24 protein-coding genes are annotated in these 26749 nt (G+C 70.1%); 17 read left to right on the top strand and 7 right to left on the bottom strand.

Annotated elements, in window-relative coordinates; genetic code table 11:
* The first annotated feature begins 4 nt into the window (after window positions 1-4).
* Window positions 5-895: a DMT family transporter gene (locus tag ACYVJJ_RS04505; protein ID WP_460831459.1), complete on the top strand. Its 891-nt coding sequence runs from the start codon at window positions 5-7 to the stop codon at window positions 893-895.
* Window positions 896-968: 73 nt separating this feature from the next.
* Window positions 969-1805 carry a hypothetical protein gene (locus tag ACYVJJ_RS04500; RefSeq protein ID WP_460831458.1) on the top strand — a complete coding sequence of 279 codons (837 nt, stop codon included), beginning with the start codon at window positions 969-971 and terminating at the stop codon, window positions 1803-1805.
* On the opposite strand, the gene ACYVJJ_RS04495 is transcribed toward ACYVJJ_RS04500, so the two are convergent.
* The 3 genes from ACYVJJ_RS04495 to ACYVJJ_RS04485 all read right to left on the bottom strand — a co-directional run bounded on the left by ACYVJJ_RS04495 (window position 1792) and on the right by ACYVJJ_RS04485 (window position 3977).
* Window positions 1792-2598 carry a DNA-formamidopyrimidine glycosylase family protein gene (locus ACYVJJ_RS04495; RefSeq protein ID WP_460831457.1) on the bottom strand — a complete coding sequence of 269 codons (807 nt, stop codon included), beginning with the start codon at window positions 2596-2598 and terminating at the stop codon, window positions 1792-1794. The genes ACYVJJ_RS04500 and ACYVJJ_RS04495 overlap by 14 nt on opposite strands.
* Window positions 2599-2602: 4 nt before the next feature.
* On the bottom strand, window positions 2603-2806 hold the full coding sequence (locus ACYVJJ_RS04490; protein WP_460831455.1) for a hypothetical protein: 204 nt from the start codon (window positions 2804-2806) through the stop codon (window positions 2603-2605).
* A gap of 538 nt (window positions 2807-3344) precedes the next feature.
* Window positions 3345-3977: an OmpW/AlkL family protein gene (locus ACYVJJ_RS04485; RefSeq protein ID WP_460831453.1), complete on the bottom strand. Its 633-nt coding sequence runs from the start codon at window positions 3975-3977 to the stop codon at window positions 3345-3347.
* A gap of 75 nt (window positions 3978-4052) precedes the next feature.
* On the opposite strand from ACYVJJ_RS04485, the gene ACYVJJ_RS04480 reads away from it, so the two are divergent.
* The 13 genes from ACYVJJ_RS04480 to ACYVJJ_RS04420 all read left to right on the top strand — a co-directional run bounded on the left by ACYVJJ_RS04480 (window position 4053) and on the right by ACYVJJ_RS04420 (window position 17353).
* A complete protein-coding gene (locus ACYVJJ_RS04480; protein WP_460831451.1) occupies window positions 4053-5654 on the top strand; it encodes a dihydrolipoyllysine-residue acetyltransferase in 1602 nt (533 codons plus the stop codon).
* A gap of 2 nt (window positions 5655-5656) precedes the next feature.
* Window positions 5657-6787, top strand: coding sequence for a mechanosensitive ion channel family protein (locus ACYVJJ_RS04475; RefSeq protein WP_460831449.1), 1131 nt, complete (start codon window positions 5657-5659; stop codon window positions 6785-6787).
* On the top strand, window positions 6787-8685 hold the full coding sequence (gene lpdA, locus ACYVJJ_RS04470; protein WP_460831447.1) for a dihydrolipoyl dehydrogenase: 1899 nt from the start codon (window positions 6787-6789) through the stop codon (window positions 8683-8685). The genes ACYVJJ_RS04475 and lpdA overlap by 1 nt, the downstream gene beginning before the upstream one ends.
* On the top strand, window positions 8685-9380 hold the full coding sequence (locus tag ACYVJJ_RS04465) for an aspartate/glutamate racemase family protein (RefSeq protein ID WP_460831445.1): 696 nt from the start codon (window positions 8685-8687) through the stop codon (window positions 9378-9380). The genes lpdA and ACYVJJ_RS04465 overlap by 1 nt, the downstream gene beginning before the upstream one ends.
* Before the next feature lie 777 nt (window positions 9381-10157).
* Window positions 10158-10514, top strand: a complete 357-nt coding sequence (locus ACYVJJ_RS04460; RefSeq protein WP_460831444.1) for a hypothetical protein — start codon at window positions 10158-10160, stop codon at window positions 10512-10514.
* 39 nt (window positions 10515-10553) lie between these two features.
* Window positions 10554-11351 carry a F0F1 ATP synthase subunit A gene (atpB, locus tag ACYVJJ_RS04455; protein WP_460831442.1) on the top strand — a complete coding sequence of 266 codons (798 nt, stop codon included), beginning with the start codon at window positions 10554-10556 and terminating at the stop codon, window positions 11349-11351.
* Window positions 11352-11417: 66 nt separating this feature from the next.
* Window positions 11418-11729, top strand: a complete 312-nt coding sequence (atpE, locus tag ACYVJJ_RS04450; protein WP_460831440.1) for a F0F1 ATP synthase subunit C — start codon at window positions 11418-11420, stop codon at window positions 11727-11729.
* Between the two features lie 96 nt (window positions 11730-11825).
* Window positions 11826-12296: a F0F1 ATP synthase subunit B gene (locus ACYVJJ_RS04445; RefSeq protein WP_460831439.1), complete on the top strand. Its 471-nt coding sequence runs from the start codon at window positions 11826-11828 to the stop codon at window positions 12294-12296.
* A gap of 13 nt (window positions 12297-12309) precedes the next feature.
* A complete protein-coding gene (locus ACYVJJ_RS04440) occupies window positions 12310-12837 on the top strand; it encodes a F0F1 ATP synthase subunit delta (RefSeq protein WP_460831437.1) in 528 nt (175 codons plus the stop codon).
* 52 nt (window positions 12838-12889) lie between these two features.
* Window positions 12890-14437, top strand: coding sequence for a F0F1 ATP synthase subunit alpha (atpA, locus tag ACYVJJ_RS04435; RefSeq protein WP_460831435.1), 1548 nt, complete (start codon window positions 12890-12892; stop codon window positions 14435-14437).
* A gap of 68 nt (window positions 14438-14505) precedes the next feature.
* Window positions 14506-15369 (top strand): F0F1 ATP synthase subunit gamma, encoded by an 864-nt coding sequence (gene atpG / locus ACYVJJ_RS04430; RefSeq protein ID WP_460831434.1) that lies wholly within the window; start codon window positions 14506-14508, stop codon window positions 15367-15369.
* Window positions 15370-15435: 66 nt separating this feature from the next.
* Window positions 15436-16860, top strand: coding sequence for a F0F1 ATP synthase subunit beta (gene atpD / locus ACYVJJ_RS04425; RefSeq protein WP_460831432.1), 1425 nt, complete (start codon window positions 15436-15438; stop codon window positions 16858-16860).
* 67 nt (window positions 16861-16927) lie between these two features.
* Window positions 16928-17353: a F0F1 ATP synthase subunit epsilon gene (locus tag ACYVJJ_RS04420; protein WP_460831430.1), complete on the top strand. Its 426-nt coding sequence runs from the start codon at window positions 16928-16930 to the stop codon at window positions 17351-17353.
* 315 nt (window positions 17354-17668) lie between these two features.
* Here the strand turns inward: ACYVJJ_RS04420 and ACYVJJ_RS04415 are convergent, their stop codons facing one another.
* Window positions 17669-18052, bottom strand: a complete 384-nt coding sequence (locus ACYVJJ_RS04415; RefSeq protein ID WP_460831429.1) for a GtrA family protein — start codon at window positions 18050-18052, stop codon at window positions 17669-17671.
* On the bottom strand, window positions 18049-20061 hold the full coding sequence (locus ACYVJJ_RS04410; protein ID WP_460831427.1) for a hypothetical protein: 2013 nt from the start codon (window positions 20059-20061) through the stop codon (window positions 18049-18051). Before ACYVJJ_RS04410 ends, ACYVJJ_RS04415 begins: the two co-directional genes overlap by 4 nt.
* Before the next feature lie 60 nt (window positions 20062-20121).
* On the opposite strand from ACYVJJ_RS04410, the gene glmU reads away from it, so the two are divergent.
* Window positions 20122-21492, top strand: a complete 1371-nt coding sequence (gene glmU / locus ACYVJJ_RS04405; RefSeq protein ID WP_460831426.1) for a bifunctional UDP-N-acetylglucosamine diphosphorylase/glucosamine-1-phosphate N-acetyltransferase GlmU — start codon at window positions 20122-20124, stop codon at window positions 21490-21492.
* Between the two features lie 402 nt (window positions 21493-21894).
* Entirely contained in the window at window positions 21895-23970 is a 2076-nt protein-coding gene (locus ACYVJJ_RS04400) for a S8 family serine peptidase (RefSeq protein WP_460831424.1), read from the top strand.
* 94 nt (window positions 23971-24064) lie between these two features.
* Here ACYVJJ_RS04400 and ACYVJJ_RS04395 read toward each other — a convergent pair whose 3' ends face one another.
* Window positions 24065-25378 carry a sensor histidine kinase gene (locus tag ACYVJJ_RS04395; RefSeq protein WP_460831423.1) on the bottom strand — a complete coding sequence of 438 codons (1314 nt, stop codon included), beginning with the start codon at window positions 25376-25378 and terminating at the stop codon, window positions 24065-24067.
* Window positions 25379-25403: 25 nt separating this feature from the next.
* On the bottom strand, window positions 25404-26738 hold the full coding sequence (locus ACYVJJ_RS04390) for a sigma-54-dependent transcriptional regulator (protein WP_460831422.1): 1335 nt from the start codon (window positions 26736-26738) through the stop codon (window positions 25404-25406).
* Window positions 26739-26749: the final 11 nt, after the last annotated feature.

The raw sequence follows: 26749 nt of genomic DNA, 5'->3' as shown, positions 1-26749 counted from the left end.
GTCGGTGAATACGCACCAGCCGCTCCGCGCGGCCGTCATGATGCTCGCGGCGGTCGCGGCGTTCTCGCTCATGGACGCCGGGCTCAAGCAGCTCTCCACCCACTACGGCGCCTTCCAGGTCGCCGCGATCCGCGGTGCGGCCTCGCTGCCGTTCGTGCTGGCCTGGGCGCTGCATCGCGGCGGCGTCGGGCCGCTGCTGCGCGTCCGCTGGCCGCTGCACCTGCTGCGCGGCGCGCTCGGCATCGCGATGATGGCCTCGTTCGTGTATGCGCTGAAGACGCTCCCGCTGTCGACCGCGTACTCGATCTTCTTCGTCGCCCCGCTGCTGATCACCGCGCTATCGGTGCCGCTGCTGGGCGAGCGCGTCGGGCCGCGGCGCTGGGCGGCGATCGCGGTGGGCCTGCTCGGCGTGGTGGTGCTGCTGCGACCGAGCGGCGACGGCCTGCTGAGCCTGGCGTCGCTCGCCGTGCTGGTGTCGGCGCTGATGTACGCCGTGAGTGCGATCAGCGTGCGGCTGCTCGCCCGCAGCGACAGCACGCAGGCGATGATGGTCTGGCTCCTCGTGCTCATGGCGCTCGGCGCCGGCCTGCTCGCGGTGCCGGACTGGCGCCCGCTGCGCATGGACGATGCCTGGCTCGCGCTCGGCATCGGCGTCGTCGGAGCGCTGGGGCAGTACGCGATCACCGAGGCGTTCCGCCTCGGCGAGGCCTCGTTGATCGCGCCGCTGGAATACACCGCGCTGGTCTGGGGCGTGCTGCTCGACTTCGGCCTGTGGGGCGTGCTGCCGGGCGGCCGCACGTGGCTGGGCGCCGCGATCATCGTGGGCAGCGGCCTCTACCTGCTGCGGCGCGAGCGCATCCGCGCGCAGGACACGCAAATCGTTACGACTCCGTAAAACCGACCGACGGCGCGCCACTGCGGCGCGCGCGGCCCGATCCTCGCGGCTTCCATTCCAGGGAGTCGTTTCGATGGACCGCATCCTCGCCACCACCGCCGCACTCGCCGTCTCGCTCGCGGTCGGTGCCGTCGTCGTCGCCGCCACCGCCGGGCCCGAGCAGCCGGACGAGACGCCGGCGCTCGACCGCAGGGCCGCCGACGTCGTGCCGGACGCGCGGCGGCTTCAGCTCTCGCGCGCCGCCCGCGTGGCCGCGAAGCCCGCCAAGGGCCCGACGGTGGAGGAGGTCGGCGACGTCGACTCGTTCGGGCGAAAGCTCACGTGGCTCGGCGTCACCAATGCCTTCCTGGAACTCGCGCCCACGTGCGATCCCACCAGCGGCACGCTGTGCCAGCCGCTCGCGGGCGGCTCGGCGGTCACGCCCTTCAACTTCACCGATGCCGTGCGCATCGAGCTGCCCAAGGACGCGTCGAAGTCGCTGCTCTGCTACTGGTTCTCGCCGGTGCTGACGGTGAACTATGCGAACCCCACCGCGAGTCCGGTCGTCGCGCGGCTCAATTACAACCCGACGCTCACCGTCGAGAACCCGGTGCTCGCCGATCCGGCGCTGATCGACCCGTCCACCGGCGCGCCGTTCGGTGGCCGGCTGGAGACCGGCATGACGTCGTCCGAATCGTTCCAGGTGCCGCTGCCAGCCGGGCTGTCGATCACCGAGCGCACGCGCGATTCGGCCGTCTGCATCGCCGGCTTCATCAATCGCCGCAACCTGATCGACGGCTACGGGCTCACGCCGGCGCAGGCGGATGAATTCTTCCGCCAGCCGACCACCGTGCGGCTCAACGTGCGCGGCAGCGCGCAGTACGTCGGCTTCGCCTCGCTGGTATTCGGGCTGCGGATCATCGGCGACTGACCTTCGTGCGCTTCGGAGCCGGTGCAGGGCGCGCCGGCTCCGGATCCGCTGCGATGGCGCCGTAGCGGCGCTGGCAGACGTCGCACCAGAACGCACGGCGCTCCAGCTTGCCGAGATGCCGGCAGAAGCTCAGCGGCGTGCCGTCGCGTGGGCAGGTCTTCTTGGCATGCACCTGCCAGTGCTGGCGCAGGGTGAATTCCCTCTTCCAGTGCAGGAAGTCGAAGCTGTACTCGCGTGCCTGCTTGATCATCTCGCCGAGCTTGCGCGACGGCAGGTCGCCCACGCGCGTCTCGGGGTGCACGCGCACGCGATGCAGCACCTCGTTCTTGATGATGTTGCCCACGCCCGAGAACACGTCCTGGTCGAGCAGCGCGTCCGCCACGATCGTGCCGGGCATCGCCGCGAGCTTGCGGCGCGCGGCACGCGGGTTCCACGCGTCCGACATCACGTCGGCGGACCAGTCGTAGATCTCGTCGAGCGGCTCGTCGATGTAGCGCACCGCGCTCGAGTAGAAATTGAGCTCGCGCTTTCGGGTGAACTGCAGGGACAGCCGCACCGGCTTGTCCTTGCGCGCGTCGATGCACCAGCTGCCGAACATCAGCATGTGCACGCGCACCGCGACGTCGCCGAAATCCATCAGGAAGTGCTTGCCCCAGGTGCGCGCGGCGACCAGCCGCCGGCCCCGCAGACGCTCGAGGTCGATGCGCGTGTTGCCGGCCGCTTCCTCGACGCGCAGGCCCACGAGCGGCTCGACCGCCTCGCGCAGCATCACCAGCGACGGACCTTCCGGCATGGCTTCAGCGCCGCAGCGAGTCGAGACTGCCCTGCAGCGCGGCGGCGAGCGCCGCATCGCCACTGACCAGGTCGGCCCAGCGCAGGTCCAGACCCTTGCGGCGGCCCTTCGGCACCAGGCGCAGGCCGTCGGCATCGATCGTGAGCGTATAGGCTTGGCCCTCGACGTCGATCTCGCGTCGCAGCGGGCCCTCGAGCTTGGTCGTCATGCGGCCTCCGGGCGATGCGGGCACGCTAGCCGCGAGGCGCGGCAGGACGCGTGAACGACACGGCTCCACGAGGGCTTGGTGCTCGATCGCCACGCGGTGTTCCCGTGCACGGTGCGAGCTTGCAGGGCGAATGCGCGCCACGGTCGGCGCTGCGCTCCCGATGGGGAATGTCGAATCGACGGACTAGGCATGGGGTCCGGACGGTGCCGGTCGGGCGGTCCCTCCGTGCTTGCGCTGGTGGGCTGCCGACGTCGCTACTAAGGTGGACGGCGCAGGGCCTCGGCCTCAAGACGCTCAACGGAATGACATCGCCGAGAAGTAGCCGCGTGCAATCGACGACGCCGCGCGTGGGTGCATCGACGTCGGCTGGAACGCCCAGCGCTCCGCGACAGCGTGTGCCTTGCAGCCGCGGGTCGCCACGGCGATCGGGTCATTCGGGCGTCGCGTCCGCATCACGCATCACCCGCCTGCCCGCAAGGACCGACCCGGAACGACGACGGGCCCCGAAGGGCCCGCCGATACCGCTTCGACCCTCGCGTCAGAAGCGCGCGCCGATGCCGAGGCCGACCACGACCGGGTTGGCCTCGACCTCGCCGGCCGGTGCGCCGTTGAGCTTGAGGTCCGACGAGCCGTGCAGGTAACGCACGTCGCCGCGTGCGAACCAGCGCTCGCCCAGGTTGACGTCGGCGCCGACGGTCGCCATCGGGCCCTTCGCGGTCTCGATGCCGATGCGCCGCCCGGCCAGCGGGCCACCGGCCTGCGCCTGCTCGTCGTCGAAGTTCATCTCGTAATAGCCCAGGCCTACGAACGGGCGCACCGTGCGCTCCGACGCGCCGAAGTGGTACTGGCCGCTCACCGCGTACGGCTGCGCATCGACGCTGCCGGCCTTCGTGTCCCCGACCTTCACGCGGTGGCCGAACTTGTCGGCCGCGCCCCAGGCTTCGATCGCGACGTTCTCGTTGACGTACCAGCTCGCGCCCAGCGTGGGCGCGACGTCGCCGTCGATCTCGGCGCGTGCGCCGGTCGCGGTCGTGGCGTCGCCCGTCGGCTCGGACTGCGCGACGCCGCCCACGATGGCGAAGCGCTTGCCGGTGGTGCCCGTCTCCTGCGCAAGGGCGCACGGCGCGACGGCGAGGGTGCCCAGAAGGGCGAGGGTCGAAAGATGCTTCATGGAGTGGCCTCCTTGTAATCGTTTGCATGCCCGGAACAGGCGGACCCAACCTAACCTCCGGCATCTGAACCCTCATTGCCCCGCGGACGGCTGCTTGCACGTCGACGCGACACGCGCATCGCTAGTGCGCGCGCGAATGGCGCGTGGTTGGCGCCGTCGCGCCATCGGGGCGAGAATGGGCCTCTTTGCGCTTGGGCGGAGTTCCGCATGGCTGACCTTAAGGAAGCACGCGTCCCCGACATCGGTGACTTCGATGGCGTGCCGGTGATCGAGTTGCTCGTCGCGGTGGGCGACACCGTCGCCGCCGACCAGGGCCTGGTCACGCTCGAATCCGACAAGGCCACCATGGAAGTGCCCGCGCCGTTCGCGGGCGTGGTGCGCGAGATCCGGGTCAAGCTCGGCGACAAGGTGGCCGAGGGTGCGGTGGTCGCGATGATCGAGCCCGCCGAAGCGGGCGCTTCGGGCGGCGGGGCCGCGCCGTCCTCGGAGGCCAGCGATGCACGCGGGATGGACACCGCACAGGTGGCCACGCCCGCGGGCCAGCCGCGTGCGGCCGAGACCGCCACGCAGGTCGAGCCGGTCGCCACGTCCGGCCAGCCCGACAAGCTCGCGCAGCGCGAGATCGCGCAGCATGCGCCTGCCTCGGCCGGAGCCGCAGCCGCGGTCGCAACGCCGGGGCCGGCCGCAGCCGATGCGACGCGTACGCCACCTGTGACGTTCGACGCCGGCGAGCTGCTGCCGGACCGGGTGCCCTATGCGAGCCCGGCCGTTCGCCTCTTCGCGCGCGAGCTCGGCGTCGACCTCGGCCGCGTCACGGGCTCCGCCCGGGGCGGCCGGATCACCAGGGAAGACGTGCAGCAGCACGTCAAGCAGGTGATGCAGGGCGCGGTCGCCGCACCGTCGGCGGCGAGCGCGCCCTCGCTTGGCGGCGGCCTCAACCTGCTGCCATGGCCGAAGGTCGACTTCGCGAAGTTCGGCGAGATCGAGACGCGCGAGCTCTCGCGCATCCAGAAGCTCTCGGGTGCGAACCTCGCGCGCAACTGGGCGATGATCCCGCACGTCACGCAGTTTGATGATGCCGACATCACCGATCTCGAGGCGCTGCGCGTGTCCCTCAACGAGGAGTACGCCAAGGCGAAGGATCCGACCAAGCTCACGATGCTCGCCTTCCTCATCAAGGCGTCCGTCGCCGCGCTGAAGAAATACCCGACGTTCAATGCCTCGCTCGACGCGACCGGCGAGAACCTCGTGCTCAAGAAGTACTTCCACATCGGCTTCGCCGCGGACACGCCCAATGGCCTCGTCGTCCCGGTGGTCCGCGACGCCGACAAGAAGGGCGTCGCGCAGATCGCGCACGAGATGGGCGAGCTCGCGAAGAAGGCGCGCGACGGCAAGCTCGGCCCGGCCGACATGTCCGGCGGCTGCTTCTCGATCAGCTCGCTCGGTGGCATCGGCGGCACCAAGTTCACCCCGATCGTCAACGCGCCGGAAGTCGCGATCCTCGGCGTGTCGAGGTCGGCGATGCGCCCGGTGTGGGACGGCACGGACTTCCAGCCGCGCCTGATCCTGCCGCTGTCGCTCAGCTACGACCATCGCGTGATCGACGGCGCCGCGGCGGCACGCTTCACCGCGTATCTCGCGCAGCTGCTCGGCGACATGCGGCGCGTCCTGCTCTGACGATGGCGAACGGCGCGGCACGCCGGATCGACGCCGCGGGTGACCGCATGCGCGATGTGGCGCAGGACGGCTGGAAGGGGCTGCAGCCGCTGCTCGACTTCGAGCTGTTCCGCGTCGCCGGGCTCGACCTCACCGTCGGCGAGCTCGTCGCCGCCCTGCTGTTGCTGATCGCGGCGTTCATCGTCTCGAAGATCGCCTCGCGCGCGCTCTGCCGCTTCGGCGAGCAGCGCGGGGCCAACGCGGCGGCGGTCTACACGATGAGCCGCGTACTGCGTTACGCGCTACTGGTGATCGGCGTGCTGCTCGCGCTCGAAGTCGCGGGCATTCCGATCACGAAGTTCGCGGTATTCGCCGGCGCCCTCGGCGTGGGCCTGGGCTTCGGCCTGCAGGCGATCTTCAACAACTTCGTCTCCGGCCTGATCCTGCTCTTCGACCGCTCGATCAAGGTCGGCGATTTCGTCGAGCTCGAATCCGGCGTGCATGGCATCGTGCGCGACATCAAGATCCGCGCCACGCGGATCATGACGAACGACAACCTCAACATCCTCGTGCCCAACTCCGAGTTCGTCAGCGGGCGCGTGGTGAACTGGACGCTGCTGGAGACCACGCGCCGCCTGCACGTGCCCTTCGGCGTGGCCTACGGCACCGACAAGGAGCTGGTGAAGCGCGCCGCGCTCGAGGCCGCGCACGAGGTGCCGTTCACGCTCACGCAGGACGGCCCACGCGGGCCGCAGGTCTGGCTGGTCGGCTTCGGCGAGAGCTCGCTCGATTTCGAGCTGGTGGTCTGGATCGATGCGGACGCCACCAAACGGCCGAGCGCCGTGAAGGCGGCCTACTACTGGGCGCTGCACACCGCGCTGGTGAAGCACGGCGTGGAGCTGCCGTTCCCGCAGCGCGACCTGAACCTGCGCAGCCTCTTCGGGCACACCGGCCCGGGCGCGGTGGCCATGCTGCGCGGTGACGCCGTGGCCTTCGAGCCCGCGATGCCGCCCGAGGCCCCACCGCCGAGCGAGGCCGAGCGCGCCGCGCTCGCCGACAATGATGCGCAGCACGACGTCGAGCGCGAGGCGCGCGAAGAACCCCTGATCGAGCCGCCCGTGGCGGCCGGTCCCACGAGAAACGAGGAACGCTGATGGCCCGCCAGATCGAAGTGAAAGTCCCCGACATCGGCGACTTCGACGCCGTGCCCGTGATCGAGGTGCTGGTCGCGGTCGGCGATCGCGTGTCGAAGGATCAGGGCCTCGCCACGCTCGAATCCGACAAGGCGACGATGGAGGTGCCGTCGTCGGACGCGGGTGTCGTCCGTGAGTTGCGAATCAAGGTCGGCGACCGAGTCGGCGAGGGCGTGGTGATCGCGATCCTCGAGGCGGAAGGTGAGGGCGACGCGACGCCGGCCGCGGCGGCATCAGGCACACCGGACCAGCACGCCGCGCCCACGACGTCTTCAGCGCCGAATGAGAACGCACCGGGCACCGCGAATGGGGCCGCGCCATCCGGGGACGCGGGTGCCAAGGGCTATGGCGATGCGAAGGGCGGCGCGCCGTCGGCGTCCTCCGCGGCGACCGCGGCGCCGTCGCCGGCCGCTGCACCGGCGACCGGGCGCAAGGCGGACATCGAATGCCGCATGCTGGTCCTCGGCGCGGGCCCCGGCGGCTACACGGCCGCGTTCCGCGCCGCGGACCTCGGCCTCGACACCGTGCTGGTCGAGCGCTACGCCAGCCTCGGAGGCGTCTGCCTCAACGTCGGCTGCATCCCGTCGAAGGCGCTGCTGCACGCCGCGGCCGTGATCGACGAGGCGCAGCATGCGAAGGACTACGGCATCACCTTCGCCGCGCCGCAGATCCAGCTTGACGCCCTGCGGACCTACAAGGAAAAGGTCGTCGGCCAGCTGACCAAGGGCCTCGCCGGGATGGCGAAGCAGCGCAAGGTGCGCACGGTGCAGGGTACCGGCCGCTTCGTCTCCCCGAACGAGGTCGAAGTGCAGGGCGAGGCCGGCACGCAGCTCATCCGCTTCGAACACTGCATCATCGCCGCCGGCAGCCAGGCGGTGAAGCTGCCGAACTTCCCGTGGGGCGATCCGCGGATCATGGACTCCACCGATGCGCTGATGCTCGCCGAGATCCCGAAGTCGCTGCTGGTCGTGGGCGGCGGCATCATCGGGTTGGAGATGGCGACGGTCTACCGCGCGCTCGGCTCGCAGGTCACCGTCGTCGAGCTCGGCGCGCAGCTGATGCCGGGCGCGGACACCGACCTCGTCAAGCCGCTCGCCGATCGCCTGAAGAAGCAGGGCGTCACCGTGCACCTCAACGTCAAGGCCGCGGGGGTCGAGGCGTCGGAGGCCGGCATCCGCGTCACGTTCGAGGCGATGCAGCAGGGTGGCAATGCGCCCGAGCCGCAGACCTACGACCGCGTGCTCGTCGCCGTCGGCCGCAGCCCGAACGGCGCGAAGATCGGCGCCGAAGCCGCGGGCGTGCAGGTGGGCGAGCGCGGCTTCATCCCGGTCGACCGCCAGATGCGCACCAACGTGCCGCACATCTTCGCGATCGGCGACATCGTGGGTAACCCGATGCTCGCGCACAAGGCCACGCATGAGGGCAAGCTCGCCGCGGAAGTCGCCGCCGGCGAGAAGCGCGATTGGGTTGCGCGCGTGATCCCGTCGGTGGCCTACACCGATCCCGAGATCGCGTGGGTCGGCGTCACCGAGACCGAAGCGAAGGCGAAGGGCCTGAAGGTCGGCGTCGGCAAGTTCCCGTGGGCGGCGAGCGGTCGCGCGATCGGCATCGGCCGCACGGAAGGCTTTACCAAGCTGATCTTCGACGAGGCCACGCACCGCGTGATCGGCGGTGGCATTGTCGGCGTGCATGCAGGGGATCTCATCGCCGAGGTCGCGCTCGCGATCGAGATGGGCTGCGAGGTCGCCGACATCGGCATGACGATCCATCCGCATCCGACGCTGAGCGAATCGGTCGGCATGGCCGCCGAAGTCTTCGAAGGCACCATCACCGACCTCTACATCCCGAAAAAGAAGTGATGCGCACCCTCGGCCTGATCGGCGGCATGAGCTGGGAGTCCACGCTCCCGTACTACCGGCTCGTCAACGAGCGCGTTCGCGAGCGCCGCGGCGGGCTGCATTCGGCGAAGCTGCTGCTCTACAGCGTCGACTTCGCGGAAGTCGCGGACCTGCAGCATGCCGGTGACTGGGACGGCGCCGCTGCGCTGATGGTCGATGCGGCGCGTCGGCTGCAGGCGGGCGGTGCCGAGGCGATCGTGATCTGCACCAACACGATGCATCTGCTCGCGCCCGCGATCGCGGGCGCCGTCGACCTGCCGCTGCTGCACGTCGCCGACGTGGCCGCGGCCGCGATCCGCGCGCGAGGGCTCAATCGGGTCGCGCTGCTCGGCACACGCTTCACCATGGAGCAGCCGTTCTATCGCGAGCGTCTGGAAACGCACGGCCTGGACGTGCTCGTCCCGGAAGCGGACGAGCGCGACGACATCCATCGCGTGATCTACGACGAGCTCTGTCGCGGCGAGATCCGCGGCGACTCGCGCGAGCGCTACCGCGCGATCATCTCCGCGCTCGTCGCGCGCGGCGCGCAGGGCGTAGTTCTCGGCTGCACGGAGATCGGCCTGCTCGTCGGCGCCGGCGATGCCGATGTCCCGCTGTTCGACACCACGGCGCTGCATGCACGCGCCGCAGCGGATTGGGCGCTCGAAGAGCAATAGGATCCGCGCCGTCGCGTCGGCTTCGAAAGGGGCGGGGCGCGGCGCTCGGCTGATCGCCCTGGGGCGGCTGACGGTCGCTCGTAGTACCACGCATGCGCACCGCGTCGCGGCGGGCGGCTCCATCCCGAGGGCATCGTGCGGTGTGGCCCTGCATCGTCGGGCGCTCGTCCAACACGTCGATACGGCCTGCGAGCGGTGCATGTCCCGGTCGCCGGAAAAGCGAAGCCCCGGCGGGGCCGGGGCTTCAGCCCGTCACGGCGCGACCGTCGACGAGGAGAGAGGGCGTCGCGACGGAGCGGGCCTCCATAGGAGTCCGCACGCCCCGGTAAGTTCCCGGACGCGGCGCGGCGGTCCTACCGTTCGTCGTACGCCCCGGCCGAGCCCGCGGCACGCCCGTGGCGAGGGCGCGCGTCACGGCGGGCGCTCGAGGACCGGGCTCGCAATCCACACGCATATCCTTCGCGCGCACGGCCGCGCCGGCGGGCTTGCCGCCCCCCAAGGGGCGAAGCGGCCGACGCGATCAGGCCCGTGTCCGCGGCGCGCCGCTTCGAGTCGGCATGCCACGCAAATCCTCCAGCGCGTCGCCTTGGCGCATCCGAGCCGCCGCCGGGCCGGGCGATCGATCGGGGGCCCAGCGCACCGGGGACCGGGGCCGCGCCCGGCAGGCATGGCTTTCCGCGGTTGCCCGGAAACCTCACGCGTTCTATACTTTTCCGGCTCCCCAGGGCGCTTTTGCGCGCCCACCCCTCGACCAGCGAGACCGACGTGCAGCCCTCCTTGTCAGTCGCTCGCCGCACCGCGGTGCGCGCGTCCGTCTGGCAGCTCGGCGCCGTCCTCCTCCTGGCCTTGGTGCTCCGTCTGGCCGCCGGTCCCGCGCATGCGGGTGCGGCACTGGCCGGCGGGCTCGCGATGACCCTGGGCAGCGCGCTCTCGGCCTGGTTGATGGTCGGCGGCGGCGTCAGCCCGGCCGGCGTGGTGCTGGGCCGATGGTTCCTCGGCATGGTCGCCAAGTGGTTCGTGGTGTCGACCGGCATCGGTCTCGCACTCGCGGCCTGGCACCTGCCGGCACTGCCGGTCCTCGGGGGCGTGGTCCTCGCGCTGGTCGTGAACGTGCTCGTGGCGACCCGGCGCTAGCCATCCGGGCGGTATTCGAATCGCGGAGTTCCAAGAGATATGGCGTCCGAAGCGGAACTGACCCCTTCCGGGTACATCCAGCACCACCTGCAGAACCTGACGTTCAAGGTCGACGAGGGCGGCTTCTGGACGCTGCACGTCGACACGCTCGCGATGGCGCTGCTGATGGGCCTCGTGATGGTCGGCATGTTCTGGCTGGCCACGCGCCGCCCGACCGCGGGCGTGCCGGGCAAGTGGCAGGCGTTCGTCGAGATCTGCCTGGAGTTCGTCGACCGCCAGGCGAAGGACACCTACCACGGCAAGAGCAAGCTGGTGACGCCGATCGCGATCACCCTGTTCTTCTGGATCCTCCTGATGAACCTCATCAAGATGATCCCGGCCGACTTCATCGCCAAGCCGCTCGAGCTCGTCGGCGTGCACTACTTCAAGCCGGTGCCGACCGCCGACGTGAACGCCACGCTCGGCATGTCGATCAGCGTCTTCTTCCTGATGCTCTTCTTCGCGCTGCGCGCGAAGGGCATCGGCGGGTTCACGAAGGAATTCCTGACGGCGCCGTTCGGCAAGTGGATGCTGCCGTTCAACCTGATCCTCAACATCGTCGAGTGGCTGAGCAAGCCGGTGTCGCTGGCGATGCGACTGTTCGGCAACATGTTCGGCGGCGAGATCGTCTTCCTGCTGATCTGGGTCCTCGGCGGCGCCGGCATCCTCGGTGCGCTCGCCGGCGGTGCGTTCGGCCTCGGCTGGATGCTGTTCCACCTGCTGGTCATCCCGCTGCAGGCCTTCATTTTCATGATGCTGTCGATCGTCTACCTGAGCCTGTCGGAAGACGCGCACTGATCCTGCCCGCTGCACCCCTTTTCAGTTCCACCTTCACCTTCAACTAGCGCTGTCCCGGAGAGAACCATGGAAAACTTCCTCGCACATTTCGCCGCCGTCGAAGCCTCGACCGCCCTGGCCATCGGCATCATGATCGGTCTCGCCGCGCTCGGCGCCGGTATCGGTCTGGCCATCATGTCGGGCAAGTTCCTCGAGTCCGCCGCGCGTCAGCCCGAGCTGATCCCGGTCCTGCAGGTCCGCATGTTCATCACCGCCGGCCTGATCGACGCCGCGTTCATCATCACGGTCGCCGTCGCGCTGCTGCTCGCGTTCGCCAACCCGCTGTCGGGCCGCGTTGCTGCCGCGAACACCGGTACGGCCGCTGCCGCTGCCCAGTAATCCGGGCACGAGTGCCGCGGGCCAGTACGGCTCGCGGCACGGTGGTCACGCAGGCGCCTCGCGCCTCGCCGTCCCCTCCAGGCAGAGCGTCAGCAGATGAATATCAACCTCACCCTATTCGCCCAGGCGCTGGCCTTCGCAGGCCTCATCTGGATCATCGCGACCAAGATCTGGCCGCCGCTGCTCGGTGCCATCGAGGAGCGCCAGCGCAAGATCGCCGAAGGCCTGTCGGCCGCCGACAACAGCCAGAAGGTGCTCGAGCAGGCGCAGTCGAATGCCGACGCGGCGGTGCGCGAAGCGCGTGGCAAGGCCAACGAGATCATCGAGCAGGCGCACCAGCGCGCCAACCAGATCATCGAGCAGGCCCGCCAGGAAGCGATCGCCGAAGCCAACCGCCAGAAGGCGCTCGGCGAAGCCGAACTCGTCGCGACCGCCAATCGGGCCCGCGAGGAACTGCGCGGCCAGGTGGCGACGCTCGCCGTCGCCGGCGCCGAGAAGCTCCTGCGTCGCGAGATCGACGCGAACGCGCACCGCGCATTGCTCGACGAGCTCGCGCAGCAGCTCTGACCGGAGTCCATCGATGAGCCAGGCCCTGACTCTCGCCCGTCCCTACGCCCGCGCCGCGTTCAACGCCGCGAAGGACGAAGGCCGCGTCGCCGCGTGGTCGCAGGCGCTGGCCTTCGCCGCGCGCGTGGCGGCCGACCCGCAGGCGCACGCGGTGCTCAAGCATCCGCAACTGACGTCCGCGCAGGCGGCCCAGCTGCTCGTGATGGACGGCGGCGACGCGAGCGTCGCGCGCTTCGTCCAGATGCTCTCCGACAACCGCCGCCTCGAGCTGCTGCCCGAGGTCGCCGGCCTGTTCGAGCAGTTCCGCGCCGAGGCCGACCGCGTGGTCAAGGCGCGCGTCACCTCGGCGACGAGCCTGTCCGACGCCGAGCTGGCCGCGATCCGCGACGGGCTGCGTCGCCGCTTCGGCCGCGAGGTCGAGCTGGAGACCGCGATCGACGCGACGCTGATCGGCGGCGCGGTGATCGACGCCGGCGACGTCGTGATCGACGGCTCCGTCCGCGGCAAGCTCGAGCGCCTGCAGTCGGCGCTCGCCGCGTAACGCCCCGAATTCATCTACTCCCGGGCCCGCGCCCGGAACCAGGGAACCTCCCATGCAGAACACGCTCAACCCGTCCGAAATCAGCGAACTGATCAAGACCCGCATCGAGCAGGTCGGTCTGGCCGCCGAGGCCCGCAACGAAGGCACCGTGACCTCCGTGTCCGACGGCATCGTCCGCATCTTCGGCCTGGCCGACGTGATGCAGGGCGAGATGATCGAGCTGCCGGGCGGCACGACCGCGCTCGCGCTGAACCTCGAGCGCGATTCCGTCGGCGCCGTGGTGCTGGGTGACTACGAGCACCTGCGCGAGGGCGCGGTGGCCAAGACCACCGGCCGCATCCTCGAGGTGCCGATCGGCCCGCAGCTGCTCGGCCGCGTCGTCAATGCACTGGGCGAGCCGATCGACGGCAAGGGCCCGCTGGGCGCCGCACTGAGCGCGCCAGTCGAGCGCGTCGCGCCGGGCGTGATCTGGCGCAAGTCGGTCGACCAGCCCGTGCAGACGGGCTACAAGTCGGTCGACTCGATGATCCCGATCGGCCGCGGCCAGCGCGAGCTGATCATCGGCGACCGCCAGACCGGCAAGACCGCCATGGCCGTCGACGCGATCATCGCGCAGAAGGGCACCGGCATTAAGTGCATCTACGTCGCGATCGGCCAGAAGAACTCGACCGTCGCCAACGTCGTGCGTCGCCTGGAAGAGCAGGGCGCGCTTGCGCACACGATCGTCGTCGCGGCCACCGCGTCCGAGTCGGCCGCGATGCAGTACATCGCGCCGTACGCGGGCTGCGCCATGGGCGAGTACTTCCTTGACCGCGGCGAAGACGCACTGATCATCTACGACGACCTGTCCAAGCACGCCGTCGCCTATCGCCAGATCTCGCTGCTGCTGCGCCGCCCGCCGGGCCGCGAGGCGTACCCGGGCGACGTGTTCTACCTGCACTCGCGCCTGCTCGAGCGCGCCTCGCGCGTGTCCGAGGAGTACGTCGAGAAGTTCACCGGCGGCCAGGTGACTGGCAAGACGGGTTCGCTGACCGCGCTGCCGATCATCGAGACGCAGGCGGGCGACGTGTCCGCATTCGTGCCGACGAACGTCATCTCGATCACCGACGGCCAGATCTTCCTCGAGACCGACCTGTTCAATGCCGGCATCCGCCCGGCCGTGAACGCCGGCATCTCGGTTAGCCGCGTCGGTGGCGCCGCGCAGACCAAGATCATCAAGAAGCTCTCGGGCGGCATCCGTATCGCGCTCGCCCAGTACCGCGAGCTCGCGGCGTTCGCGCAGTTCGCCTCCGACCTCGACGAGGCGACCCGCAAGCAGCTCGAGCGCGGCCAGCGCGTCACCGAACTGATGAAGCAGAAGCAGTACGCCCCGCTGCCGATCGCGCTGCAGGCGTTGTCGATCTACGCCGTCGACAAGGGCTACATGGACGACGTGCCGGTCTCGAAGATCGGTGCCTTCGAAGCCGGCCTGCACGCGCACTTCGTCAATACGCAGGGCGAGCTGTCGAACCGCATCACGCAGACCGGCGCGTGGGACGACTCGATCGAGGGCACCTTCAAGCAGGTGATCGCCGAGTTCAAGCAGACGGGCAGCTGGTAATCCCAGCGGTCATTGGGGGCGCGGTCGCCGCGCCCCGATCCCGGTAGCAGCAGAAGAGCGAGCGAGAGATGGCAGGCGGACGCGAAATCAAATCCAAGATCAAGAGCGTGCAGAACACCCGCAAGGTGACGCGCGCGCTCGAGATGGTCTCCGCCTCGAAGATCCGCAAGGCGCAGGACCGCATGAAGACCTCGCGCCCGTATGCGCGGGTCATGAGGCAGGTGATCGGCCACCTCGCCCAGGCGAGCAGCGATTACCGGCATCCGTACATGGTCGAACGCGAGAGCGTGAAGCGCGTGGCCTATGTGATCGTCTCGAGCGATCGCGGCCTGGCCGGCGGCCTCAACAACAACATGTTCCGCAAGCTGGTCGGCGAGTTCCGCCGCTGGCAGGAGCAGGGCGTGGGCGTGGACGTGGTCACCGTCGGCCAGAAGGCCGCGGTGTTCTTCCGCCGCCTTGACGTCGAGACGCTCGCCACGGCGACGCATCTCGGCGACAACCCGAAGCTCGAGCAGCTGATCGGCGTGGTGAAGGTGGTGCTGGATGCGTACGAGGCCGGACAGGTCGATCGCGTCTTCCTCGCCTACAACCACTTCGTGAACACTATGAGCCAGCAGGCGACGTTCGACCAGCTGCTCCCGCTGCCGCCGGCGACGGAGACGGTCGCGCGCCACGACTGGGACTACATCTACGAGCCCGACGCGCCGACGGTGCTGGAGCACGTGATGCAGCGCTACATCGAGGTGCTGGTCTACCAGGCGGTGCTCGAGAACATCGCCTCCGAGCATGCCGCGCGCATGGTCGCGATGAAGGCCGCGAGCGACAACGCGACCAAGCTCATCGGCACGCTCAACCTCGTCTACAACAAGGCCCGCCAGGCCGCGATCACCCAGGAAATCTCGGAGATCGTCGGCGGCGCCGCCGCGGTCTGATGCCACCCCGCTGAGCGCGTCGCCCGCGCTCGCACTCACCGAATCGGCTTACCAAGGAAACATCCCATGAACGCTCAGGTCACTCCCAGCACCACGGGCACCATCGTCCAGATCATCGGCGCGGTCGTCGACGTCGAGTTCCCGCGCGACGCGGTGCCGCGCGTATACGATGCGCTGAAGGTCGACGGCACGGCGATCACGCTGGAAGTCCAGCAGCAGCTGGGCGACGGCGTCGTGCGCACGATCGCGCTCGGCTCGACGGACGGCCTGAAGCGCGGCCTCGTCGCCAACAACACCGGCCGCGCGATCGCGGTGCCGGTCGGCGCCGGCACGCTCGGCCGCATCATGGACGTGCTCGGCACGCCGATCGACGAGGCCGGCCCGGTGCAGGCGTCGGACTTCTGGGAGATCCACCGTGCGGCGCCGTCGTACGAGGATCAGTCGTCCGGTTCGGACCTGCTCGAGACGGGTATCAAGGTCATCGACCTCATGTGCCCGTTCGCCAAGGGCGGCAAGGTCGGCCTGTTCGGCGGCGCCGGCGTCGGCAAGACCGTCAACATGATGGAGCTCATCAACAACATCGCGAAGGCGCACTCGGGCCTGTCGGTGTTCGCCGGCGTGGGCGAGCGTACCCGCGAGGGCAACGACTTCTACCACGAGATGAAGGACTCGAACGTCCTCGACAAGGTCGCGATGGTCTACGGCCAGATGAACGAGCCGCCGGGCAACCGCCTGCGCGTCGCGCTGACTGGCCTGACCATGGCCGAGTACTTCCGCGACGACAAGGACCCGGCCACGGGCAAGGGCCGCGACGTGCTGCTGTTCGTGGACAACATCTACCGCTACACGCTGGCCGGTACTGAAGTGTCGGCGCTGCTCGGCCGCATGCCGTCGGCCGTGGGTTACCAGCCGACGCTCGCCGAGGAAATGGGCGTGCTGCAGGAGCGCATCACCTCGACCAAGACCGGCTCGATCACCTCGATCCAGGCCGTCTACGTGCCCGCGGACGACCTGACCGACCCGTCGCCGGCGACCACGTTCGCCCACCTTGACGCCACCGTCGTGCTGTCGCGAAACATCGCCTCGCTGGGCATCTACCCGGCGGTCGACCCGCTGGACTCCACGTCGCGCCAGCTCGACCCGAACGTCATCGGCACCGAGCACTACGACGTGGCGCGCAAGGTCCAGTCGACGCTCCAGAAGTACAAGGAGCTCAAGGACATCATCGCGATCCTCGGCATGGACGAGCTGTCGGAAGAGGACAAGCAGGCCGTGTCGCGCGCCCGCAAGATCGAGCGCTTCTTCTCGCAGCCGTTCCACGTGGCCGAAGTCTTCACCGGCTCGCCGGGCAAGTACGTCGCGCTGAAGGACACGATCCGCGGCTTCAAGATGATCGTCGAGGGCGAGTGCGACCACCTGCCGGAGCAGGCGTTCTACATGGTCGGCGGCATCGAGGAAGCGTTCGAGAAGGCCAAGAAGCTCGCCGGCTGAGCCGGATGACTTCCGCGGGGCCGGCCTGATCCGGCCCCCGATGCTCCACGAACCGAACGGGAACACCATGGCATCCACGATCCGTTGCGACATCGTCAGCGCCGAGCAGGAGATCTTCCACGGCGAGGCCGAGCTGGTCGTCGCGACCGGCGAAATGGGCGAGCTCGGCATCGCGCCGAAGCACACCCCGCTGATCACGCGCCTGAAGCCGGGCAAGGTCGTCGTGACCCTGCCGGGCGGCGAGCACCTGGACTTCGCGATTTCCGGCGGCATCCTCGAGGTGCAGCCGCACGTGGTGACGGTGCTGGCCGATGCGGCGATCCGCGCCGAGGACATCGACGAGGCCGCGGCGCGCGCCGCCAAGGCCGAGGCCGAGCGCATCCTTGCGCAGAAGGACCCGAAGATGTCGCTCGAGCAGGCGCAGGCCCAGCTGGCGATGTCGATCGCGCAGCTCAGCGCGCTCGAGCGGCTGCGGCGCAACCTCAAGCACTGAGGCGTCACTCCGACCTGAAGAAACGCCGGCCCTGCGCCGGCGTTTTTTGTTGGGGGTGACCGACGGTATGCCCGGGCTTGGATACTCGTGCGGTGTCGAGGTCGATCGTCATGGGTCGTCCGATCGACACGGGAGCGCGGCGCGGATGAAAAGGGTCGGCGGCCTCAAGTGTCCGCGACGAATCCGTCGTCACCGGAGTGTTCCGCAGTCGGAGCACATCGGATTGCCGCGTCACCACGCCCTATGTGCGGCTAGGTGCGCCCGATACGAGGACACATGCCGTACCGGCATCGACGGAGCACGTAACGTGGTGGGTTAGCGCCGATACACCCAATGGCGCGAAAGCCCGAAGCCCACGATGCCGAGCACGAGCTCGACCGCCGGTTTGGCGAGCCAGGCCGACTGCAGGCCCACCGTGTTCTCGATCATGCCGAGCGACCAGGTCGACACCGCGGTGGTGCCGAGCCACATCAGGCCGAAGCGTGCGAGCTGCGGGCCGCCGACCGTCGTGTGCTCGCCGGCGAACGTCACGCGGCCGTTGAGCCAGAAGCCCAGTGCCGCTCCGGCGATGCGGCCGAGCACGTTCGCCGCCTCGATCGACAGGCCTGCATGGCTCAGCGCCACCACCATCGCCCAATCGAGCAGCCATTGCAGGATGCCGATGGTGAGGTAGTTGCGGCCTTGGCGGGTGAGGCTCATCGGAGGCTCGATGCTGGAATGCGCCACCACTCTAGGTCGCTGGTGATCACGGTGGGGTCGGCGCCCAGCCGGGCGAGCGCCGCACGGCGGCTGGGATGCAACTGCGACGTGCGGCCGAACGCATGCGCGATCTTCTCGCGGCGTAGCAGCGCCGCCCAGCACGTGCCACTTGGGTCGCGATCACATGCCGCGGCGGCCGCGCTCAGGCGAGGCGAATACCAGGTCGCGGTACGACCCGCCGCGCCAAACTCCGCGTGTCCGCTCCCGGTGAGGTCGAGTACCGCGCCCGCGCCGCCTCGCTCCCGGATCACGGCGGCAACGCGGCGCTCGGGCGCGTACTCGTCGAAAAGCGGCGCGTCCCTACCCGCGGCCGCGAGGGCGCGCTTGACGCCACCGGTGCGCAGGGTCCAGTAGGCGTTGCCCAGGTAGGCGAGGTTGAGGGCGCATAGCAGGCCGAGCGCTCGCATCGCGTGTCGCGTCGACAGGCTCCGTTGCAGCACGAGGAGCGCCGGCGGAACCAGCAGCACGAGGCCGACTACGGCGTAGCGGGCGTACTGGATGAAGACGAGCGGGAGCAGCAGCGCGACCGCGCCGCATACGACGGCTAAGCGCGTCCTGCGTTCCCGGAGCGCGGCGAGCATCGCGCCGCCGAGTGCCACGAGCGTGAATCCCAGTGCGCCATCCCACCCTTCGAAGAAGCGGGATGTCGTGAAGGTCAGGTCCCACGGGAGCCGAGGCCCGAAGCCGGTGAGCCAGCGCGTGTCAGTGAATTCGACCGCCGGAAACGCGGGCGAACGGAAGACGTGGTTGAACAGCGGGAGCACGGGGTTTCCGCTGATCCATGCAGCGTACGCATAGCTCGACCCCCCCACGCCCAGCGCCGCGGCGAGTGCCATAACCACCGCGGCGGGCATCGTTCGAAGCTGCGCTCGCCAGCGCCAGAGGCCGGCGGCCACGATGCCGACGGCGGCCAGGCCGTGCAGGCTCTTCAGGCCGCACAACAGTCCGCCGAGAAGCCCGGCCGCGAGGAGATGCCGCCGGTCCGGGCGACCGTGCAGCACAAGCGCCATCAGCGCGACTGTCGGTGCCGTCGCCGGCAGCTCGGTCTGCATGCCGCCGAGCTGCGCCAGCACGAACGGCGTGCTCGCATGGAGCGCCAGCGACAGCCAGCGCATCCACGGCACGAGGCCTAGTGCACCGCCCAGCGACCAGAGCGCGGCCGACGCCGAGGCCAGCCACAGCAGGTTGACCGGTCCCCGGGCCTCGCCGCCGGCGATCGTCTGCGCGATCGCCTGCAGCACGTCACCGGCCCATGGGGCCAGCGACCACGCCTGGTGCGTCGGATCGAGCATGTAGCGACCGGACGTCGCCAGTTGCCACGGCAGGTTGAGGTGATAGGCGAGGTCGTCGAACTGGACCGTTGGCAGCCAGCTGCCGGTCGAGGCGAGGCCGACCACCGCCATGACGACCGCCGCGGTTCCCGGCGCCGCGACGACGGCGCGTCGCCACGCTCCCCGCGCCACCCGCAGTTGCAGGGCGACGTGCCTGCGTCGCCAAGCCACCAGCGTGACGAGCACCGGTAGGTAGGTCCAGGCGTGATGGACCGGTAGGGGCAGCAGCCATCCCGTTGCTCCGGCGATGACCGCGGCGCCAAGGAGCCCGGAGAGTCCCGGTGACCGCGGGAACCCGGCCAGCGAGCCGATGGCCATCGCGCCGAGCGCGAGCAGCAGCGCGGCCCCGGTGGTGGCCACGCCCGCCATCGCCACCGCGCCGATCATCCACACTGCCAGCAGGGCCGATGCCCAGGACCACCGGCGAACGCGCACCGGCACGACGGCCGCGAGTGCCGCCAGCGCGACCAGGACGAGTGCTTCGACGATCCGCAGGCGTGACAGGTCTTCCCACATCGCGTGGCCGACGTATCCGGCCGCGCATGCGAAGAAGCCCGCGCCGACGAGCACGCGCTCGACGCCGGGGCGCGGGGGAGGGAGGGAGGCGGGGGACGACACGGCCGGCATCCTAACAGCGCACCGCTAGAATCCCGGTTCCCGAACACTCGCCGGACCGCCATGACCGCGCCCCTGCACGTCATCATCCTCGCCGCCGGCGAGGGCAAGCGCATGAAGTCGACCCTGCCGAAGGTGCTGCAGAAGGTCGCCGGCCAGCCGATGCTGCAGCACGTCGTCGACACCGCACGGTTGCTCGGCGCGCGCGGCATCCACGTCGTCTACGGCCATCGCGGCGAGCAGGTGCTCGAGGCCTTCGCCGGGCAGGACGACCTCGACTGGGTCGAGCAGACGGTGCGCCTGGGCACGGGCCATGCGGTGCAGCAGGCGATGCCGCAGGTCGAGCAGGACGCGCGCGTGCTGATCCTTTACGGCGACGTGCCGCTGATCCGCGAGGCGACCCTGAGCCGCCTGCTCGCGGCGGAAGACCGCATCGCGATGCTCGCGGCCGAGCTCGACGACCCGACCGGCTACGGGCGCGTGATCCGCGACGCGGCCGGCAAGGTGGCCCGCATCGTCGAGCACAAGGACGCGACGGACGACGAGCGCGAGATCACCACCGTCAACACCGGCATCCTCGTGGCCGATGCCGAGCCGCTGCGTCGCTGGCTTGCGCACCTGTCGAACGACAATGCGCAGGGCGAGTACTACCTCACCGACGTCTTCAACGCCGCCGCCGACGAGTTCAGCCCGGCCGAGATCGTGCGCGTCGACGATCCGCAGGAGGTGGAGGGCGCGAACGATCCATGGCAGCTCGCGCAGCTCGAGCGCGCGCTGCAGCGGCGCTGCGCGCAGGCGCTGTGCGTGGCGGGCGCGCGGCTGGTGGACCCCGCGCGCTTCGACCAGCGCGGCACGGTGCGCGTGGGGATGGACGTGGAGATCGACGTCGACGTGATCCTGGAGGGCGAGGTGACGCTCGGCGACGGCGTGCGCATCGGCCCGTTCTGCCGTCTCAAGGACGTCGTGCTCGGGCCGGGCACCGAGGTGCGCGCGCACTGCGACCTCGAGGGCGTGGTGGTCGAGGGCGCGGCGCAGATCGGCCCGTTCGCGCGGCTGCGGCCGGGCACGGTGCTCGCCGACGGCGTGCACATCGGCAACTTCGTCGAGACGAAGAACACGCGCATGGGCGTGGCGAGCAAGGCGAACCACCTGAGCTACGTGGGCGATTCGATCGTCGGCACGCGCGTGAACATCGGCGCCGGCACGATCACCTGCAACTACGACGGCGCGAACAAGCACCTCACCACGATCGAGGACGAGGCCTTCATCGGCTCGAACACCGCGCTGGTGGCGCCGGTGACGGTCGGCCGCGGCGCGACGATCGGCGCCGGCTCGGTGATCACCCGTGACGCGCCGCCCGGCGAGCTGAGCGTGGCGCGCGCGCGGCAGGCGACGATCGAAGGCTGGCAGCGGCCGAAGAAGCAGCCGAAGTAGCGATCCAGAGCGGTCGACCTGCCGGGGGCGCCGCGGCGGGCGGCTCGCGCTCGCCAGGCTCGTGGCAGGCGCAGGGTCCGGCGGATGTCGGCGCCACCGTGTCAGCGTCCCGCTGCCGTTCCAGGCCGACATGCGCCCCGATACGGCGACGCAGCCTTTCGCCGCGCGGGCTTCCCGTCGCATGCCGGACCCAGCCCCGGACCCGCCCCCGCAGGCATCCCGTGATTCCCGCATGACTGCCGCCGCGGCGCACACAAGCAAGATCGCGCCACAGGGGCCGATGCGCGGCGGGGACCGCCGGGCGTGGGGGTTTCCCCCTGCCGACGTGGTGGAAATCCCGGCTGGGCCTGCGGGCGCCAGGCGAGGAGAGTCGAAGGCCCCCCACTCCGCCGGGAGCCCGCCATGCGCCATCTCGTCCCCCGTTCCATCCTGGGCCTCGCCATCGCCGCGGGCCTCGGGCTGTCCAGCACCGCCGACGCGGCCGCGTTGATCTCGCCCGAGCTGCAGCAGCGCCTCGCGCTGCAGCCCACGCACCGGGTGATCGTCACGTTCAGTGACCGCGCGCAGATGCCGCGCCTGACGACGCTCACCTCGCAGATCCTGCCGCTCAAGTCGCTGCCGATGGCGGGCGCGCTGCTGACCTCCGCGCAGGTGCGCGAGGTGGCGAAGTGGGAGGGCGTGGAGAGCATCTATTTCGACGCGCCACTCAAGTACTTCAACTACGACGCCGGCCAGATCACCGGCGGCCATGTCGTGCAGGACGCGATCGGCCTGACCGGCAAGGGCGTCGCCATCGCGGTGCTCGACTCGGGCGTGGATGCCACGCATCCGGATCTCCCGCGCGGCGCGAAGGTGATCCAGAACGTGAAGCTCGTCGGCGACCTCGGCACTGCCGGCGCCTCGACCTACATCGAGAACGTGCCGAACACCGACACCACCAGCGGCCACGGCTCGCACGTGGCCGGCACCGTCGCCGGCACGGGCGAGGCGTCGATCGCCGACGCGCGGCGCCCGCGCGCGCATGCGGGCATCGCACCGGGCGCGCAGCTCGTCGGCCTCGGCGCCGGTGAGGGCCTCAGCATCCTGCACGCGTTGATGGGCTTCGACTACTCGATCGCGAACCGCGAGAAGTACGGCATCGACGTCATCACCAATTCCTGGGGCGCCTCCGGCGGCGCCTACGACCCCAGCAACCCCATCAACAAGGCGAGCTACGAGGCCTACCGACAGGGCATCGTGGTGACCTTCGCCGCCGGCAACGACGGCCCATCGGAAGACGTCCTCAATCCGTACGCGATCGTGCCCTGGGTGATCAACGTCGGCTCCGGCACGAAGGCGAAGGATCTCTCCGACTTCTCGAGCCGCGGCCTCGAGGGCGACTTCTACAAGCACGTCGACGTGGTCGCGCCGGGCTCGAGCATCATCTCCACGCGCGCACTCAACACGATCCTGCCGGCCCTCGGCCCGGTCCTGGACCCCGCGAACCCGACCTACACGCAGTACTACGCGAGCATGAGCGGCACGTCGATGGCGACGCCGTTCGTGGCGGGCACCGCGGCGCTGCTGCTCGAGGCGAACCCCGACCTCTCGCCCGACCAGATCGAGAACATCCTGGTTTCGACCGCGTCGCCGATGAACTACCCCTACCACGTGGTGGGCGGCGGCTACATCGACGTGCTCAAGGCCGTCGACGTGGCGAGCCGCACCGTCGGCCAGCGCGGCGCCTTCCTGCAGGGCGTGCGCCAGTGGTCGAGCAAGGGCGCCTGGCTCATCGCCAACGAGAGCGACGCGCTGATCAGCTACAGCGGCAGCTGGTCGACGGCGACGGGCAGCAACGCCACCGACGGCACCTTCCAGAAGGCGACCGTCACCAAGAAGTCGGCGCCGCGGCTCACGCTGGCCTTCGAGGGCCGCGACGCGCAGCTGCTCTATCCGCGTGATGCGCGCGGCGGCCTCGCGGACGTCTACGTCGACGGCAAGAACGTGGGCCGGATCAGCTTCTATGCCGAAACGCCGGTGCGCAGCAGCTTTCCTCTCACCGGGCTGGCCGCGGGCCTGCACAAGGTGGAGCTGCGTGGGTTGTCGGGCAACATCTATTTCGACGGCAGCCTGACCGAGGGCAAGCTGTACCCGACCACCACCACGCTCAGCACCACGGCGCAGCGCTACACCGGCACGATGGGCCCGTCGGCGGAGAACCTGGAAATCGACGAGTACGCGTTCGAGGTCGGTGCCGACGTCATCTCGATCAAGGCGGTGCTCGGCTGGACCGGTGGCGTCGACATCGACTTCGCGCTGGTCGACCCCGACGGCGTGGAAGTCGCCACCGCGGCCACGCTCACCAACCCCGAGACCTTGGAATACGCCGTCACCAAGCCCGGCACCTACACCTACCGGGTGAAGGGCTATGCGACGGTGCTGGCGAACTACACGATCGACGGCACGCTGACCCGCGCGACGACGACCGTCGCGCGCTGACCCTGCGTCGTGGACCGCGCGATGCGCGGCCGGCCGGCGCCGGTCGCCCATCGCGCGGTTTTTTCGTGGCGGGGCGCGCGACCGCGAGGGCGGATCAGTCGGGCAACGTCATCGAGACGCAGAGCCCGCCGTCACTGCGGTTGGCGAGCGAGACGCGGCCGCCGTGCGCCTCGGCGATCTCCCGCACCAGCGCCAGCCCGAGGCCGGTGCCGTTGCGCTTGGTCGAGTAGAACGGCAGCAGCGCGTTCGCGAGCACGGCCTCGTTCATGCCCTGGCCGCGGTCGAGCACGTCGAGTCGCCAGGCGTCGGGCAGGCGCCGCACGAGCAGCTCGACCTGCTCCGCCGGCGAGCCCGATTCGTGCGCGTTCTTAAGCAGGTTCAGGAGCGCCTGCTCCATCTGCGCGGCGTCCAGCCGCGCCGCGCCCTCGATGTCGGTCGTGCCCGCGAACGCCACCTGCGACCGCAGCTGCGCGAGGAAACGCGCCCATTCGACCGTCTCCAGCCGCGGCGCCGGCAGCTTCGCGAACCGCGCGTAGTCGCGGATGAAGCCCTCGAGATGCCGGGCACGCTCCTCGATCGTGGTGAGCGCGATGGGGAGCTTCTCGTACTGCCCGCGGCGCAACAGCTCGGCGCCCGAATGCGCGAGCGAGGCGATCGGCGCGAGCGAATTGTTGAGCTCGTGGCTGATCACGCGGATGACTTTCTTCCAGGTCTGCACTTCCTGCCGGCGCAACTCCGCGGTGAGCTGGCGCAGCAGCACCAGCTCGTGGCGCCGGCCGTTGAGGCGGAAGTGCCGGCGCGACAGGTGATAGATCTCCTCGGCATCGGCATCGCCCACGGTGAACATCGCGTCGCCACCGCGCTCGAAGGCATCGCGGAAGGCCTCGGGCGCGCGCTCGAGCAGTTCGCCGAAGGCCTGGCCCTCGAGCCGGCGGCCGTCGCCGAGCATGCGCCGCGCCGCGAGGTTGCCGTGCACCACGCGCCGCGCCGGGTCGACCAGGACCATCGCGACGGGCGTGTTCTGCACCATGGTGTCGAGCAGCAGCTCGCGCTGCACGAGCGCGAGGCGTTGCTCGCGCAGCACCTGGCCAAGCTGGTTGTGCGCGTCGACGAGCTCGCCGAGCTCGCCACCGCCGTCCCAGTTCAGCCCGAAGCTGAAGTCGCCGTCGCGATAGCTCGCCACGGTGCCGGCCAGTGCACGGAACAGCGAGCGCGCGGGCGAGGTGAGCCGGCGTGCATGCAGCGCCAGCAGCGGGGCAATGGCCAGTGCGACGGCCGCCGCGGCGATCCAGCGGTGCGCGACGAACGGCTCGAGTGCGAGCGCGACCAGCGCGCCGCCGAGGACGTAGGCCCACGCCACCGCGGTGAACTTCAGCCACAGCGGCAGACGGCGCAGGCGCCTCAGCATGCGGGCTGCCCGTGCGCCATCGGGATCACGCGCCCGCGCGCCCGAGGCCGAGCCGCTCCATGCGCCGGTACAGCGCCTGGCGGCTCAAGCCGAGCTCCTGCGCGGCCTGCGCGACCACCCCGCCATGCCGCGCGAGCGCCGCTTCGATCGCGGCGCGGTCGGGCTCGTCGCCGGTGCTCGCCGGCGGGGCCGGCAGGCCCAGGTCGGGCGCCGCGATGGCGTCCGCACGGGAAAGCAGGGCGGCGCGCTGGATCACGTTCCGCAGCTCGCGCACGTTGCCGGGCCATGCATGCGCGAGCAGCGCACGCTCGGCATCGGTGCCGAGGCGCTTGCCGGTGGGAAGGAAATGCCGTGCGAGCGGGAGGATGTCGTCGGGACGCTCGGCGAGCGCGGGCACGCGAACCTCGACCGCATTGAGGCGATAGAAGAGGTCCTGGCGGAAGGTGCCGGCGGCGATCATCGCAGGAAGGTCCGCATTGGTCGCACTGACCACGCGCACGTGCACGCTGCGCTCGCGGTTGCCGCCAAGGCGCTCGAAACGCCCCGTCTCCAGCACGCGAAGCAGCTTCACCTGCCCCGCGGGCGGAAGGGTTCCGATCTCGTCGAGGAACAGCGTGCCGCCGTCGGCGGCCTCGAACTTGCCCTCGCGGGCGCGGTTGGCACCGGTGTAGGCGCCGGCCTCCGCGCCGAACAGCTCGGCCTCGATCAGCTCGGCGGGCAGCGCGCCGCAGTTGAGCGCGACGAACGGCCCCGAGGCCACGGGTGAGTTCGCATGCACGATCTCGGCGAATTTCTCCTTGCCGGCCCCATTCGGCCCGGTGATCAGCACCGGCAGTTCGGAGCGCGCGACCTGGCAGGCGAGCGAGAGCGCGGCCTCGGTGGCCGCGTCCGCGAACACCACGCCGCGCAGCTCGAACTCGCGCGAGAGTGCGTCCTGGCGACGCTTCTCCGACGTCCGACGCCGCGTGATCTCCTGCCGCGCCTGCGAGAGCTCGAGCAGGTTGTTGACCGACGCGAGCAGCTTGCGGTCGTCCCAAGGCTTGCCGAGGTAGTCGGCGGCGCCGGCGCGCACGAGGTCGACCGCCGCCTCCAAGTGGGTCCACGCGGTGAGCAGGATCACCGGGAGGTCCGGATGCCGCGCGCGGATCTCCGCGAACAGTGCGCGGCCTTCCTCGCCCGAGGTCGTGTCGGCGCGGAAGTTCATGTCCTGCACGACGAGATCGATCGGCTCGCGATCGAGCAGCGCGAGGCCGTCCTCGGGCGACTGCGCCGCGACCGTCTCGATGTCATGCAGCGAGAACAGCACGTCGAGGGCGGTGGCGACGGCGGGGTTGTCGTCGATGACGAGGATGCGGGCCATCAGCACTCGGC

The sequence above is a fragment of the Lysobacter humi (ex Lee et al. 2017) genome (assembly GCF_054781815.1).
This window is presented reverse-complemented; position numbering and strand designations above follow the sequence as displayed.